Raw genomic sequence first — 15696 nt, 5'->3', positions numbered from 1 at the left:
GTTAGTTTTGCTGTTTTAATGGTGTAATAGTGATTGGGCCTAAAAGTCCTGACGGCATTGGAGCCCATTTTGTAGCGTCGAATTTTTTATAATCTTTATCTACCATATTAATTTCATAAAAAATCTTCCATTCTTCGCCATTTAATTCTTTGTTGCGAATGCGGTTTGCAGAAAGATTAGTAACCTGAATTTTTAAGGTGTTTTTTCCTGATTTTAGTTTTCCAATATTTAATTGATAGGGAACTGACCAAGCAGTGCCAATGAATTCCCCATTTAACCAAACTTTTGCGCTTTCGCGGACATCACCCAAGTTTAAACTGCAATTTTCAATTTTAGCATTTGGATTGTCAAATTGCAAAGTATAAGTTGCTGATCCCGAAAATGCTTCGGCTTCTGGACTTAATTTTGTCCAAGATTCTAGATTTGAAACTGTTGCACTTGGAGGCAATTGTGGTCCGCCTTTGTCGAAATTGATTTTCCAGTTTCCTTTTAATGGAACTGCATCAGCGATTGGTTCGTAATAATTCCATTTTTTTGCGAAGCTGTATTTTCTGTTTTCAAGAAATAAGATTCTCCCGGTACAATTTTAATTTTTACCAATGTTGTATTGGCAGATTTTTGTACAATAGCATTTCCAAATTCTTTTGTAAGCGGATTTAAAATGATTACTTCTTTATTTCCTGCTTGAATTGGTACAAATCCATCAATTGTTTTTGTGGTGTGATTTACCAAATAATAGATTTTTTCTCCATCAACATTTCTTCTTGTAAATTTTAAGCCAGTGTTTACAAGTGTTTCAGGGTAGATTTGAGTACTTTCCAAAGTTCTTAAAACATCTGAAGTTGGTTTTACCAATTCATTATTTGCAGATAAAAGATTTTGAAGTTCTTTTTCCTGATTTTTATAGTCATTAAAACCTGGAACAGATTCCGGTAGGCTTTCAAAAATGATGTTTGCTCCCGCTTTTTTCAATTCGATTAATTTCTGCAAAGTAGCAAGAGGCATTTTTTGAGTTGGAGGAATTACTAAAGCTTTAAAAGCAGTTCCGTTAAGGATGATTTTTCCGTCAACAACTTTTGCATCGGCAATAAAATTATCAGAAATAAAATCAACGCCATAACCTTTATTCATTAGCTTTTTGGTAGAAGCATAAAAAGAAGTTGGGTGAAGCCATTCTTGAAGTGAATGTATTTTGAATTCAAAGAATAAAGTTCCTTTTTGGTATTTGTCCCAAGTATCAAAAATTGGCCAATAAAGCAAAAGTTCATTATCTGATTTTCCTTGCCGCAATAGGGATTGGCAGTTTGAAATATAAGAGAATAGAGAAGGAGCATCTTCCCAAATACTGTTATTAGCATTGAAATTTACTGACGCATAAAACTGCCAGCCCGGCCACGCCGCTCTGTCTGGCGAATAAGTAGAACCATGAAGAAAAATATGATTGATGCCACTCAACATCAAATCCTCAGCTTCTGGTTTGCATTGCGATAAAGTCGCTTTGAAATGCTCACGAAGCCAAGTAAAAGTCTCCGATGAAACTAGATTTTTTCCTGAAATATGTGTCGCTGATGATGAAAATTTCAACATAACTGGATCGGCATCGCCTTCGCGAATATCTTCTTTTTCTCTTCTGAATCCCGGAATATCAAATGGCATAGAACCAAAAGTTTCGCATTCAGGAATATCTGCGGCGAGCATATAAATCAATCAGATTTCCTGGAGATCCATGCGCTTGAAGTTTTGTTTTGAAATTTTTCGAATGCGCCCATTCTGTCCATGGTTTGTCGAATTTATTCAATAACAAATCACCAATTGTCTGGCGATAATCACTTCTGATGCGGTTCCCAATTTCACCATCAGTTTCATTTAATAGTATTGGCAATTGCTTTTTTAAGTCGTAACCTCTTAAATTTTGAAATTCTTCGAAAAATTTAGGCGTAAAATCGGTGCCGTAAACTTCGTAACTGTCATTAAAAATGGCTCTAATTTTTCCTTCACGGCCTTTAAATGCATTGTTAAACGGAACTACATAAGCATTTAATGCCTCTGTTGAATAATGATCTAGTGTAAAACCGCTTCCGCCTGGCGCCGCTTCTTTTACCTGCTGTCCCGTTTTTCCGCTAAAAACGGCATATAAAGTATAATCAGTTTTTTTGGCTTTCCATTTTAATTTATTCGGTTCCGTTTGGTTTGGAATTTCAACAGTTTTTCCGTCAATACCTTTATCTTTTGTTTTGGTTTGATTCTTTTTTAACTGATCTGTCAAATTGATGTATGAACCGTCTTTTCCATAAGCGACTACATATAATAGTTCGGCTGGATTTTTTCTTTTTTATTTTCAAGCGAAATATTTCGGTCAAATGTTTCGTCTTTTTTCAGTGGATATTTTTCAATAATTAGTTTTGTTGCCGCATTAGCGACTGTAACATGTGATCCGCCGTAAGGCCAACCTGTCCCTAAAACCATATCGACCTGCATGTGAAGACTGTCTGCTACATGAACGGTATAATCCAACATTTCCATCCATTTTGGAGAAAGATAATCGATGAAATTAGCTTCTTCACCTTTTACACCATATATAGGAGTAATTTCTACACCACCAATTCCCACATTATGAAAATCGATTAGGCTTCTCTTTAAATTGGGTTTGTCAACCGCGCTTCCCATCCACCACCAGCGTGCCCAAGGCTGATTTGTATTAGTTGATTTTGGCCAAGGTGAATTTTTTTCCTGAGCTGTAGTATTAATAATCCAACAAACGGATAATATAATAAGGAAATTTGATTTGGTTATTTTCATTGGTTAAGGTTCAATAGTTTTATGTAGCGGTTACTAATTTACTTACTTCATATAAGTATAGAATCATGCAATAGTAACTTTTTTAATAGTTGCAATAAGGTAAAAGTATATGTAGAAACTCAATTTGCTATCCTGTAGCGTCCTGTTTTATATCTTTTTATTAAAAATCAAATGAGTAATAATTTGTGGTATTTTTTCTCAATTCGCATTTTTGTATTCGAATTACTATGAATTACAAAAAAATATTTCAATAAAATTTTTGATATAATATTTTTGGATTCCACACTTATTCGCCCTTGTAAATCAAGGAGTTGAAACTTTTTAAAGTTAAATAAATTTTAAAAAATGTTATAAAAACCTGAAAGTTAACAGGATACTACAGGATGCTGTGCCATACCGTTCTGGATAAATTTGGATAAACTAATTAATTAACCAAATTTAACTTTTATGAAAAATAGACTTAGTCTTTTGCTTATTTTGGCCTTGTTTGCATTACTGCAGACAACAGGTTATGCGCAAAACAAAGTGGTTAAAGGTACAATCACTGATGCGGCCGGATTACCTATTCCAGGAGCAAATGTACTTATTAAAGGAACAAAGCAGGGAACTAGTACTGATTTTGATGGAAAATATTCTATCAGCGCTAATACTGGACAAGTATTGGTTTTCTCATCAACTGGTTCTAAAACTGTTGAAAGAACTGTGAGTACTTCTTCAGAAATTAATGTAAAACTTGTTGAAGAAGTGTCTCAGCTTAATGAGATTGTAGTTGTTGGTTATGGAACTGCAAAAAAATCTGATGTAACGGGATCAGTTTCTACTATATCTGCTGAGAAATTAATGAATAGACCTGTTGCAAGTGCGACTGAAGCTTTACAAGGTAAAATTGCCGGAGTTGATGTAACAACAAACGAGCGTCCGGGAAGTGTTGGTACCGTACGTATTCGTGGTAACAGATCTTTGACTGCAAGTAATGATCCTTTGTATGTTGTTGATGGAGTGCCATTAATGTCTGCATCTGCAATTGAAACTTTAAATCCAAGAGATATTGAATTCATGGATATTCTTAAAGATGCTTCAGCAACAGCTATTTATGGATCTCGTGGTGCAAATGGGGTTATTATCGTAACAACTAAACAAGGAAAATCTGGTAGATTTACTTTGAATTATACTGGTACGGTAACTACTTCTGAAATTGTTGATAGATCACCATCAATGAGTGCTGAAGATTTTATTACTTACAGACGTTGGGCCGCATACAATCTTGACCCAACTAAATATGCTAATCCAGCAACACCTACGCTTGCAAATGATAAATTGATTTTTGACAGTGCATTAGACGGTCAAACATCAAGAGATAATGTATTGAAAGGATGGGCAAGCGGTACATGGGATGCTTCTAAAGTAACTAACACAGATTGGACTAAATATGTAACTCAAGGTGGAGTTAGTACAGAACATGTTATTAGTGCAAGTGGTGGTTCTGAAAAAGTGAATACATATGGTTCTGTTGGATATTTAGACAATCAAGGTACTCAAAAAGGACAATGGTACAAGCGCTATACTGCAAAATTGACTTCAAATATTACTCCAGTTGATTGGTTTAAAATGACTGCTTCTTTTAATGTTTCATGGAGTGAGCAAGATTATGGTATGTCAACTTTAAGTGCAAGAAGTGGTACAGCACCAGATGCAATTTATGGTGTCGCTAAACAAATTTACAACATTGCTGTTCCTTATGATGCAAATGGCAATTTGATTATCAATCCAGGTGGTGAGTCAGGTGTTTACACGATCATGGATGAGTGGAATAAAAGTACACAACAATCTCAAACAATGCGTGTCTTAGGTAATTTTTCTGCTAATTTAGATTTTGGCAAAATGACAAAATCATTAGAAGGACTTACTTATAAATTAAACTTTGGACCAGATTTCCGTAGCTGGAGAGAAGGTGTTTACATAGATGGAACATCATCTTTGAAAGTGAATTCAAATGGTAGTGCAGGTACAAATTTTGCCCGCCTTTCAAACCGTCGTGATTTTTCATGGACTGTAGATAACATCATTAACTATGATCGTACATTTGCCGCAAAGCATAAAGTTGGTATGACTTTATTGCAGACTGCATCATCTTGGAATATAGAAAACTCTCAAATGAGTGCTAATAATATTCCTAAGCCTTCGTTTTTATGGAATGCAATGGGTTCAGTAGATGCTACAAATGCGGCTAATAATGCACGTATGAGTTCAGGTCTTACAGAACGTGCTATTAGTTCTTATATGGCTCGTGCAAATTATGGTTATGACAATCGTTATTTATTGACAGTATCAGGACGTTGGGATGGAGTTACGCAATTATCTGAAGGACACAAATGGGACTTTTTCCCTTCTGCGGCATTAGCTTGGCGTATCAACAATGAGGAATTCTTGAAAAATGTTGATTGGATTAAAAACTTAAAACTTCGTTTAGGTTTTGGTACTTCTGGTAACTCTTCTGTTGATCCTTATGGAACTTTAGGGAATATTAGCCAAATTTTCCTTCCTTTTAATGGTCAAAGCAATGCTATAGGTTTTACTACTAATGAACCTTATTATACAGCTAATCAAACTGGAATGCCAAATAAAAACTTAGGTTGGGAAAAAACTACTCAATACAATCTTGGTCTTGATTTTAGTTTCTTGAATAACAGAATTAGCGGTGTAATTGATGCATATAAATCTGATACTAAAGATTTATTATTAAGAGTAGATATACCACCAGTATCAGGTTACCCATATATTGTTTCGAACATTGGTGAAACAAAAAATCATGGGGTTGAAGTAACACTTAATCTTATTCCAATTCAAACTGCTACAGGATTTACTTGGGAGACTAATTTGAATGCCGCATTCCAAAAAGATGAAATCGTTTCATTGGCAAATGGTGCACAAGACATGGTAAGCAACTCTTGGTTTATTGGACAATCTATCGCTGTTCGTTACGGTTACGATAATGATGGTCTTTGGCAAAACACACCAGAAGATCTTGCTGAGATGGCTAAATGGAATGCTAACGGTTATAAATTTACACCAGGTAACGTAAGACCTAAAGATCAAAATGGCGATTACAAAATGGATGCTACTGATCGTGTAGTTGTTGGTAACAGCAATCCTCGTTGGACAGGAGGATGGAACAACAGTTTCACTTATAAAGGATTTGATTTAGGAATCAATATTATCGGACGTACAGGTTACACGGCGTCTTTAGGAGGAGAAGCTTTGACAGCACATGCTAACCAACGTGAAACGGATTACTGGACTCCAGATAATCCAGATGCTGAATTCAAAAACCAATTTTAGGTCAGGCAACTTCAGGTTCAGCAGATCCTTTTTCTGGACTACTTGGTTTCCAAAAAGCATCATTCGTGAAAATTCGTAATATTTCTTTGGGTTATAATTTATCTAAAGATGTTGCAAATAAAATTGGATTGGCAAACATGAAATTTTATGTTCAAGCTGTAAATCCAGGAAGTATCTATCAATCTTTGAAGTGGTATGATTTTGATACTGAAAGAACGTATTTCAATCGCGACTATGTAATGGGCATTGAAGTTGGTTTCTAATAAATTATGGCGAATTGAATTATAACATTTAAAAGTAACAAAATGAATAATATAAAAAATATCGGAATCGGTCTTTTGATAATGGCAGGGATAACCTTCTCATCATGTTCAAAAGATTTCTTGGACGAAGAACAAACAAATGCATATTCGACAGCATATTTTGATACGCCTGAAGGTCTTGAGGCATTAACAGTATCTCTATATGGTAATATTCGTTGGCATTTTGGTTTTGAATGGTCTTATGGAACTACATTGTATGGTACAGATGAGTTTACCAATGCAAATGACCTTACAAATGAAATGTGGAATACCTACGACAATCGTTTTGGTCCAGTAGGTGCCTCAACTTCAACAGGAGCGACAAATGGAAATGCAACTAACCCAAATGCGGTTTGGGATGAAATGTATTATGGTATTGCATCTGCTAATACGATAATTGCTAAAGCTGAAAAAGTAATTCCAGATTTAAAAACTAGAAATCGTATTTTGGCTCACGCTTACTTTTTAAGAGGATTCAACTATTATAAACTTGTTGCTCAGTACGGAGGTGTTGTTCTTCAAACTAAACCTATTGAAGGAGTAGTTCGTAACTACGAGCGTGCTACAGAAGAAAAATGTTGGGAACAAGTAATATCTGATTTCCGCGAGGCTTACAAGCTTTTTGAAGGTGAAGTTTTTACTTATGGAAAAGGAGTTACTTGGACAAAAGCAACTGCGGCTCACTTTTTAGCAAAAGCTTTATTGTTCCGTTCATCTGAGCGCAACGATTCTTGGAATGCTTCTTATAAAGATGCTGACCTTAAAGAGGCTATCGATGCTTGTTCTTATGCAATTACAGCTCGCGGTCCTTTAACTGCAAATTATAGTGATTTATATGCAAACTGGACAGGAATTGACTGTCCAAATGAGCAGTTGAATGAAATTTTGATGGCCGCAGGTCACAATGGTGATGCATCTACAGTAGGTCGTTTTGGAAACCGTACTTACAACTATTTTGCTCCTCAGTTTTCAAGTTTTTCTGGTGGATGGGTAAGACGTGGAGTTTGGATCGGAAGCATGGACTTTCAACGTTGTCGTCCAACTGAATATACATACGCAATTTTTGATCACGTAAATGATGCACGTATGTGGAAAACTTTTAGAACTGTTTATGGCGCAAATACTGTTGTTGCTCCTAATCCTTCGGGGGTAAAAGTTGGAGATCCTGGTATTGTGATGATTTTGAATACTAAAAATGACAATACTTATAATGGTGCTAAATTTGGTGCTAGTGCACAGGCGCCAACTTGGACAGATGTGAACGGTCGTCTTCCAGAATGGAATACAGGGGCAAGACAAACTGCTACTACTGGAACTTTAGCGGTTAAAAAGGGACAATTTGTTCCGAACTCTTTAGTGTTGTATCAAAATGGAACTTATGTTGCGCCAACATTCAAAAATCAGCCAATTTGTAACTTCTTTGCTGGTATCAACAAAACCGATGACGGTTCTCGTACAGCTGAAAGAGGTGATGCACACCGTGACGTAATTATGGCTCGTCTTGCTGAAACCTATTTAATACGTGCAGAATGTTATGCTCGTCTTAGCCAATATGGAAATGCAATGACAGATATCAACGTAGTAAGAGCGAGAGCGCAATGGAAAGCTGGAGAAAATAGATCTTATTATAATGACGGTTCTCAAGCATTTAAAGTTAATCCTTTAAATACGGGAACTTCGGCTACAGCCTTTACGGCTTCTAACTTAGATATGAATACGTATTATTTGTCTAATCCAACACTTGCGGTTACAACTGCGGCATCTGATTTAAGATTAACTTCATTCCCTAATAATTTGCCAGCAGAAGATGAGGCAGTTATGTCTAAAATTGGAGCTTCATCTGATAAAGAACGTGCAATCAACTTCATTCTTAACGAGTCTACTCGTGAGCTTTTAGGAGAATGGCAACGTTGGGAAACACTTTCTCGTACAGGAATGCTTATCAAGCGTGCTAAAGCATTTAATGCTGAAGCGACAACTAATATCACAGCGAATAAACATGAACTTCGTCCAATTCCTCAAACATTCATTGATGGATTGTTGAATGATGATGGTACTAATTTATCGCCTTCACAAAAAGCGACTTGGCAAAATCCAGGTTACTAAACTTTTTAAATTTTTGTTTTTGGAAACCGTCTCATTTTGAGGCGGTTTTTTTTTGTTTTTAAGTTCATGAATTAGTATAAAAAATGACACTAAAATGGAAGCTCAAAACATTTTTTTTAAAACAAAAATGCAATCGATTACATTTTTTTATTCAGATTGTCATAATTTTCAGATATTAATCTTATATTCGATAAAAATTTTTGAATAAAATTATGGTATCTGAAAAAAAAATAATGTTTAATTCGGATATTCACATTTAGAGGTTGTTTCTTCAATTCCCCTTGTAAATCAAGCGTTTGAAGGATTTTATGGTTAAAAAAATCTTAAAGAAATTTTGTAAAACTCTGTAGGTTAGAATAGTTATAAATTATTTTGCAGGACACTACAGGACAGTGCGAGATTAACTTCTAAATAAATTTGAGTAACTAATTAATTAACCAAATTTAACTTTTATGAAAAACAAATTGAATGTCTTCTTGCTCATAGCCATTTTTGCATTATTCCATGCATCTGGTTACGCGCAGAACAAAGTAGTCAAAGGTACCATTAAAGATGCTACAGGATTGCCAATTCCGGGTGTCAACGTACTTGTCAAAGGAAGCCAGAATGGTGTAAGTACAGATCTGGATGGAAGTTACTCAATTAATGTTGCCACTGGAAATGTTCTTGTTTACAGTTTTATCGGTTTTAAAAAACAAGAAGTTACTGTTGGCGCCGCAACTGTTTACAATGTGGTATTGAAGGAAGAAGACAATTCTCTTGAGGAGGTAGTCGTAGTAGGTTACGGTACAAAAAAGAAAAAGGATCTTACCGGATCAATTGTGAGTGTAAATGCTGACGAAATTGCATCAAGACCAGTTGTTAATGCAGTGCAAGCAATGCAAGGAAAAGTCGCCGGTGTTGATGTTGCTTCAAGTGAGCGTCCTGGAACTGTAGGGGCTATTACCATTCGTGGTGCTCGTTCTATTTCTGCTTCAAATGCGCCTCTTTATGTAGTTGATGGTATTCCATTAAATACAAGATTAGTGACAGACCCATCAACAGGAAAAATTAGTGTTGATGCCAACTCAGGAGGAATCGATTTCTTGAATCCAACTGATATTGAAACCATCGACGTTTTAAAAGATGCTTCGGCTACTGCGATTTATGGTTCACGTGGTGCAAATGGAGTTGTTATCGTAACGACGAAAAAAGGTAAAAACGGAAAATTTACTTTGAATTATGATACGTCATTGATGACGGAAACAATTCATGAAAATGCGCCTATGATGACGGCAGGTGAATATATTGAATTTCGTCGTTGGGGAAGATATTACTCTAATCCATCTGCTTTTCCAAAAGGAGATGCTCCTACCATTGAAAATGACAAATTGATTTTCTTGGCTTCTGCAGATCCTTCTGCGTGGGCAAATATTGAAAAAGGTTGGAGAGATGCTAACGGAAACCTTACTACAACTTGGGACGGCTCTAAAGTAGCCACTACAGATTGGACAAAATTTGTATCACGTACAGGAATCACGCAACAGCATACAATTGGTGTAAGTGGAGGAACTGAAAAAATGAAAGGTTACGGTTCATTTGGATATTTAGATAATACAGGAACTTTATTTGGGCAAAGTTATGTGCGTTACAGTGGGACTGCTAACGTGGATATTACACCAACAAAATGGTTTTCAATGGGGGTAAGCCTTAATACAAGTTATGGTATTAATGAATACGGACAGTCAAACGTGGGAAGAACTGCGGTTACAAGTTCAACTGGAATTTATGCAACCGCTCGTACAAACCTTCCTTATGCAGTTCCTTATGACAGCAACGGAAACAGAATTGATAGCCCAGGTGGAGATTCAACTATCAGAACTCCTGTTGATGAATATAAATTGTCTCAAGATCAGCGTATAACTTTGCGTGCTTTTGGTAGTTTGTATGCTCAGTTTGATTTAGGTGCAATTTCTTCAAAACTTGATGGATTTAAATACCGTATTAATTTTGGTCCAGATCTTACGTCATACCGTGATGGTGTTTATTTAGATGGTAAATCGGCTATTCGTTCTGGAACTAGTTTTGCTTCTCTAGCTAAAGAGCAAACAATTTCATATACATTGGATAACTTGCTTTTATATAATAAAACATTTGGAAATCATACTTTTGGAGGTACATTGTTAATGAGCCAGACAGAGTATCACAATGAGAATAGTTCAATGTCTGCAAATGACATTAAAAACCCTGAAAATAAATGGAATGCTTTAACGCCTGCAAATGTTACACTTGCCGGATATTCTTCTGGTTTGACAGATACAGGTTTGCTTTCTTATATGGGGCGCGTAAATTATTCATATGCTGACAAATATTTGTTTACTGCTTCTGGACGTTATGATGGAGCTTCACAATTAGCTTCTGAAAACAGATGGGCATTTTTCCCAAGTGCTTCTGCGGCATGGGTTATCAATAGAGAGAAATTCTTGGAAAACGTAACTTGGATCAACCAATTAAAAATGAGAATTGGATATGGTGAGACTGGTAACGCCGCAGTTCCGGCATATGCAACACAACCACCATTGGTAGGTATCGTTTATCCAAACGGTTCTGGAGTTGTAAACAATACTTCTTTAGGAAATGTTGATTTAGGATGGGAAAGAACTGCTCAATTTAACTATGGTATTGACTTTTCGATGTTCAATAACAGAGTTTCAGGTGCTTTGGATTATTTCACGAGCAAGACTACAGATTTATTATTAAAAAGTAGTGTGCCAACAGTTATTGGAGTAAAAGATACTTACCAAAACGTTGGAGAAACTGAAGGACATGGAGTTGAGCTTACATTGAATACCGTAAACGTTACTTCTAAAGATTTTGAATGGACAACGAATATCAGTGCTTCTTATCAGCAAAGCAAAATTGTTTCGCTTCAAAATGGAAAATTTGACGACATCAACAACAACTTGTTCATTGGAAATTCTCAAAACGTAATTTATGGTTTCCAATCTAATGGAATTTGGAAACCTGAAGATGCGACTGAAATGGCAAAATTCAATGCTGCAGACAGGTTCAAATATTTTTTCTTTTGGTAATGCAAGACCAGTAGATCAAAATGGAGATTATAAAATCGATGCAAATAATGACCGTGTAATTATAGGCTCAAAAGATCCAAAATATATTTTTGGTATGACTAATAATTTCAATTACAAAAATTTCGAATTAACATTCTTCGTTTACGGAAAAATGGGCTATTTATATGATACAGGCGGTGAAAATGAAGGAGCAAAAGGAAGCCAAAGATCTATAAATTATTATAATGATAACAACATTAATTCAGAATATCAAAAACCAATTTATTCTGCAGGTACAGGAGATGCTTACTATCCAATTTTAGGATACCGTAATGGTTCATTCTTGAAAATGAGAAATATTTCTCTAGGATATCATTTCGATAAAGATTTAGTACAAAATCTAGGACTTTCAAAATTGAGAATATATTTCCAAGTGAATAACCCAGGTATGGTTTTCACAAAAGTAAAATGGACTGATTTGGATACGCAAACAACAGCGTCAAACAGAGGTATAACTTTAGGGTTAAATGTAGGATTCTAAATTAATTAAAAAACATCATTATGAAAAATTATAAAAAACTATATATCAATTTAATGCTTGTTGCGGCGCTTACTGTAGGCGACTCATGCAACAAAGATTTTCTTGACGAAGAGTTGACAACTGCTTACAGCCAAGACTATTATAAAACCGAGGCAGGAATTCAGGCATTGGCTGTTGGAACATATTATCAAGTATTTGTCGCTGAATTTCAGGGTGAAGTACCGCTTTCGTCAACAGAATCAGGAACAGATGAATTCCATGCTGGAGGAGACCCCTCAAACTGGATTTGGAACTCTTATTCTACTGGTTTTAACGCCTTTGTTACAGTTTCGAATGCAAATACAGTTGCCGCAAATACGCATTGGGATAATTTATATATCGGAATCGGAAATGCAAATACACTAATTGAATCAGCTACAAACATTGTTTCTACAAATGATGCGATCAAGAAAACAGCTTTAGGCGAAGGTTATTTTATGAGAGCTTTCTGTTATCTTCAACTGGTAAGCCAGTATGGAGCAGTTCCTTTAAAATTGAAATCAAGCTCAACAGTGGAATTAGAGTTTACGCGTGCATCTCCGCAAGACGTTTTAAAACAAGTGATTGACGATTTTACTCAAGCTTACAATTTATTAGGAAATGCTGGAGCTCCTGCAAAAATTACAAAAGATCTTCATGACACATTATTTGGCAAAAGCTTATTTGACTCGTGCAAGTGAAATCAATGACAGCTGGAATGGAACCACAAAAACGGCCGATTTACAGCAAGTTGTTACTTTGTCAGATGAGGTAATTTCACACCACCCATTGGTCGCTAATTATGATAATTTATGGTCATACACAACAGCTGATGGAGCAAATGAAAAACTTCCAGAATTAATTTTGTCCGCTCAGTTCAATGCGAGCACATTGACAACTGGAGGAAATCAGCAACATTTGTATTTCCTTTCAACTTACGACCAATTGCCCCAAATGAAGCGTAACCTTGCCGGCGGAAGACCTTTTAGCCGTTTGGCGCCAACTTATTTTGTATATGATGTTTTTGATCACGTGAATGATTCTCGTTTTTGGAAAAGTTTCCAAACAAAAAGTATCGTAAATAACGCATCAGGTGCTGTTTACAAAAATGGAGATATGGGAATTATGTATGTTGTAAATACAGCTTCAGATACTCGTTTTGCAAAAACTAAAAATACAGATGTTATTATTTACCCGAAAACAGGAAAAACAATTCCAAGTGTTTATGTAGCTTATGTCGCTGATAAAGTGGGTTTAATGGCTGATGTAAGATTCCCGTCTTTAAGCAAATATATGGATGGAAACAGAATTGATTTGAGTAATATAAAAGGTTCGCGTGATGTTACTTTGGCTCGTTCTGCAGAAACGTATTTAATGGTCGCTGAGGCAAAAATTCGTTTAGCAAAAGCGGGTGGCGCTACATACGCAGATGCATTGCCTTACATTAATGTTGTTCGTGCACGTGCGGCTTATAAAACAGGTGAAAATCGTGCGGCTTATGCCGATGGTTCTGCTCGCTTATACTACTACAGGTCAAGCCGGAATCCCAATTTCATACATTCCGGAAAATTCATATTATGAATCAAATAATATTGCAGTTTCTACGACAGCAACAAGTTTAGCCATTAGCACAATTAATGCTTTGCCTGCTGAAGATATGGCGGTAATTTCAAAATTAGGATATGCAAGCGATTATGACAGAATGCTATGTTTGGTGCTAAACGAGCGTACTAGAGAATTGTGCGGAGAATTCCACCGTTGGGAAGATTTGAGCAGAACAAAAACTTTGATTGCGAGAGCTAAAGCTTATAATATTGAAGTCGCACCAAATATTCAGGAGTATCATAACCTGCGCCCAATTCCGCAAACTTTCCTTGATGGAGTATATGCAAGTGGAAAACCTTTGACGGCGACAGAAAAAGATGCAATGCAGAATCCAGGATATTAAAAAGAACTTATTTTTTGGTTTTTTCACGTTGGAAACCGTCTCATTTTTGAGACGGTTTTTTTTATAATTGAGCAGGGTACAACAGGATAGTTTTCAGTTATTTAATAAATATATTTGACTAATCATTTTAAGGATATTGGTTTTCGTTAATATGGTAAAGGTAAAATTAAGTGGTTTTGATTTTACGAAGGCAGTAACACTCGTTGTCGCCTTTTTTGTTTTTTATATTTCTGCAGTAAAACAGGGAAGCACAGGATACCGATATCGTTTTAGTGCTTTATCTTTAAAGTTTTAGTATTAAAATTATATTCCGAATGATTTATTTAAAGAAATTATTATTAATATTCATTGTTTTAGGATTAAAACTGACAGCTAGTGCTCAAGTAAAACTGCCTGCATTAGTGGGCGATAATATGGTTTTGCAACAAAATGCTAAAGTGAATTTATGGGGATGGGCCTTTCCAAATGAAAAAATAAAACTGCAGATTGGATGGCAGAATAATCCAGTCGAAATTACTGCAAATGCTGATGGAACTTGGAAAACTTCGGTACAAACCCCAGAAGGAAGTGAGAAACCATACAATATTACCATTGAAGCTTCAAATAAAATCATTCTTAAAAATATTTTAATTGGAGAAGTCTGGATTTGCTCTGGACAATCGAATATGTATTTTCCTGTTGGAAAAGAAGAAGGAACTTGGAAGACAGGAGTGAAAAATTATGAAGAAGAAATTCAAAATGCAAATTTCCCTGCAATTAGATTGTTTACAGTTCAGACAAAAGCGTCGCAAAAACCTTTAGATGATGTTACAGGAAAATGGAGCGAATGTTCTTCATCAACTATTAAAACTTTTTCTGCGGTTGCTTATTTCTTTGGAAGAGATTTGTACCAAAATCTTAAAGTGCCAATTGGATTAATTTCGACTTCTTGGGGAGGAACAAAAGCCGAAGCTTGGACAGCTCAAACTGTTTTAGAAGGAAATCCTGATTTTCTGCCTATTTTGGAAAAAGATGCTAAAAACGAAAAATTGTTTCAGGAAAAATTAGAAACGTATTATGCCGATTTGAAAAAAGAAAGACTTGCAAATAATAACGATCTTTCTAAAACTGAATTAAAAAAGCCTAAAAAAGAAGAAAACAAAACCTCTTATGTACTATATAATGCGATGCTTCATCCAGTAACGAATTATACAATGAAAGGCGTAATTTGGTATCAAGGTGAAAGTAATGCCGAAGGCGCCTTTTTGTACAGAAGTCTTTTTCCAGCGATGGTAAAAAGTTGGAGAAGCGAATGGAATCAAGGTGATTTTCCGTTTTATTTTGTTCAGATAGCACCACACAAAGGCCAAAATCCTGATATTAGAGAAGCACAATTAATAGCTTCAAAAATAATCCCAAACAGCGGAATGGTCGTTACAACTGATATAGGAAATGCAGAGAACATTCATCCAATTGACAAACAAACTGTTGGTTACCGCTTAGCTTTAATTGCAAAAGCCAAAACGTACGGAGAAAACAAATTAGTTTATTCCGGACCAACATATAATCACATGGAAATCAAAAAAGCAAATCAAACTGTTTTTTGATGACGTA

At 35.6% G+C, this 15696-nt stretch carries 13 protein-coding genes; 9 read left to right on the top strand and 4 right to left on the bottom strand.

Annotated features, from left to right (window positions below; translation table 11 throughout):
* Position 1: 1 nt before the first annotated feature.
* The 4 genes from ACQ9BO_RS19170 to ACQ9BO_RS19155 are packed head-to-tail and all read right to left on the bottom strand — an operon-like array spanning position 2 to position 2799.
* Positions 2-448 (bottom strand): glycosylhydrolase-like jelly roll fold domain-containing protein, encoded by a 447-nt coding sequence (locus ACQ9BO_RS19170; RefSeq protein ID WP_431242047.1) that lies wholly within the window; start codon positions 446-448, stop codon positions 2-4.
* A 41-nt stretch (positions 449-489) separates the two neighbouring features.
* Positions 490-1698: a glycosyl hydrolase gene (locus ACQ9BO_RS19165; protein WP_431242046.1), complete on the bottom strand. Its 1209-nt coding sequence runs from the start codon at positions 1696-1698 to the stop codon at positions 490-492.
* Positions 1676-2266, bottom strand: a complete 591-nt coding sequence (locus ACQ9BO_RS19160) for a glycosyl hydrolase (RefSeq protein WP_431242045.1) — start codon at positions 2264-2266, stop codon at positions 1676-1678. Before ACQ9BO_RS19160 ends, ACQ9BO_RS19165 begins: the two co-directional genes overlap by 23 nt.
* Positions 2267-2298: 32 nt before the next feature.
* Positions 2299-2799, bottom strand: a complete 501-nt coding sequence (locus ACQ9BO_RS19155; protein WP_431242044.1) for a glycosyl hydrolase — start codon at positions 2797-2799, stop codon at positions 2299-2301.
* 447 nt (positions 2800-3246) lie between these two features.
* Here ACQ9BO_RS19155 and ACQ9BO_RS19150 point away from each other — a divergent pair, with 447 nt between their 5' ends.
* The 9 genes from ACQ9BO_RS19150 to ACQ9BO_RS19110 all read left to right on the top strand — a co-directional run bounded on the left by ACQ9BO_RS19150 (position 3247) and on the right by ACQ9BO_RS19110 (position 15689).
* Entirely contained in the window at positions 3247-6138 is a 2892-nt protein-coding gene (locus ACQ9BO_RS19150) for a SusC/RagA family TonB-linked outer membrane protein (protein ID WP_431242043.1), read from the top strand.
* 65 nt (positions 6139-6203) lie between these two features.
* Positions 6204-6401: a hypothetical protein gene (locus tag ACQ9BO_RS19145; protein WP_431242042.1), complete on the top strand. Its 198-nt coding sequence runs from the start codon at positions 6204-6206 to the stop codon at positions 6399-6401.
* Positions 6402-6443: 42 nt separating this feature from the next.
* Positions 6444-8546 (top strand): RagB/SusD family nutrient uptake outer membrane protein, encoded by a 2103-nt coding sequence (locus ACQ9BO_RS19140; protein WP_431242041.1) that lies wholly within the window; start codon positions 6444-6446, stop codon positions 8544-8546.
* Between the two features lie 452 nt (positions 8547-8998).
* Positions 8999-11617, top strand: coding sequence for a SusC/RagA family TonB-linked outer membrane protein (locus ACQ9BO_RS19135; RefSeq protein ID WP_431242040.1), 2619 nt, complete (start codon positions 8999-9001; stop codon positions 11615-11617).
* Complete coding sequence (locus ACQ9BO_RS19130; RefSeq protein WP_431242039.1) at positions 11580-12137, top strand: hypothetical protein; 558 nt, start codon at positions 11580-11582, stop codon at positions 12135-12137. The genes ACQ9BO_RS19135 and ACQ9BO_RS19130 overlap by 38 nt, the downstream gene beginning before the upstream one ends.
* Before the next feature lie 20 nt (positions 12138-12157).
* Entirely contained in the window at positions 12158-12856 is a 699-nt protein-coding gene (locus tag ACQ9BO_RS19125) for a RagB/SusD family nutrient uptake outer membrane protein (protein ID WP_431242038.1), read from the top strand.
* Positions 12813-13736, top strand: a complete 924-nt coding sequence (locus ACQ9BO_RS19120) for a RagB/SusD family nutrient uptake outer membrane protein (RefSeq protein WP_431242037.1) — start codon at positions 12813-12815, stop codon at positions 13734-13736. Before ACQ9BO_RS19125 ends, ACQ9BO_RS19120 begins: the two co-directional genes overlap by 44 nt.
* Positions 13654-14103, top strand: coding sequence for a RagB/SusD family nutrient uptake outer membrane protein (locus ACQ9BO_RS19115; protein WP_431242036.1), 450 nt, complete (start codon positions 13654-13656; stop codon positions 14101-14103). Before ACQ9BO_RS19120 ends, ACQ9BO_RS19115 begins: the two co-directional genes overlap by 83 nt.
* A 314-nt stretch (positions 14104-14417) precedes the next feature.
* Positions 14418-15689 (top strand): sialate O-acetylesterase, encoded by a 1272-nt coding sequence (locus tag ACQ9BO_RS19110; protein WP_431242035.1) that lies wholly within the window; start codon positions 14418-14420, stop codon positions 15687-15689.
* Positions 15690-15696: the final 7 nt, after the last annotated feature.

Source organism: Flavobacterium sp. P21 (assembly GCF_050632225.1).
Taxonomy (GTDB): domain Bacteria; phylum Bacteroidota; class Bacteroidia; order Flavobacteriales; family Flavobacteriaceae; genus Flavobacterium.
This window is presented reverse-complemented; position numbering and strand designations above follow the sequence as displayed.

What these genes read in the sequence shown, in the direction of transcription:
- ACQ9BO_RS19165 (WP_431242046.1), bottom strand. Translation starts at nt 1,698, where the DNA reads ATGCTCGCCGCAGATATTCCTGAATGCGAAACTTTTGGTTCTATGCCA.
- ACQ9BO_RS19155 (WP_431242044.1), bottom strand. Translation starts at nt 2,799, where the DNA reads ATGAAAATAACCAAATCAAATTTCCTTATTATATTATCCGTTTGTTGG.
- ACQ9BO_RS19150 (WP_431242043.1), top strand. Translation starts at nt 3,247, where the DNA reads ATGAAAAATAGACTTAGTCTTTTGCTTATTTTGGCCTTGTTTGCATTA.
- ACQ9BO_RS19140 (WP_431242041.1), top strand. Translation starts at nt 6,444, where the DNA reads ATGAATAATATAAAAAATATCGGAATCGGTCTTTTGATAATGGCAGGG.
- ACQ9BO_RS19135 (WP_431242040.1), top strand. Translation starts at nt 8,999, where the DNA reads ATGAAAAACAAATTGAATGTCTTCTTGCTCATAGCCATTTTTGCATTA.
- ACQ9BO_RS19130 (WP_431242039.1), top strand. Translation starts at nt 11,580, where the DNA reads ATGCTGCAGACAGGTTCAAATATTTTTTCTTTTGGTAATGCAAGACCA.
- ACQ9BO_RS19125 (WP_431242038.1), top strand. Translation starts at nt 12,158, where the DNA reads ATGAAAAATTATAAAAAACTATATATCAATTTAATGCTTGTTGCGGCG.
- ACQ9BO_RS19120 (WP_431242037.1), top strand. Translation starts at nt 12,813, where the DNA reads ATGACACATTATTTGGCAAAAGCTTATTTGACTCGTGCAAGTGAAATC.
- ACQ9BO_RS19115 (WP_431242036.1), top strand. Translation starts at nt 13,654, where the DNA reads ATGCCGATGGTTCTGCTCGCTTATACTACTACAGGTCAAGCCGGAATC.
- ACQ9BO_RS19110 (WP_431242035.1), top strand. Translation starts at nt 14,418, where the DNA reads ATGATTTATTTAAAGAAATTATTATTAATATTCATTGTTTTAGGATTA.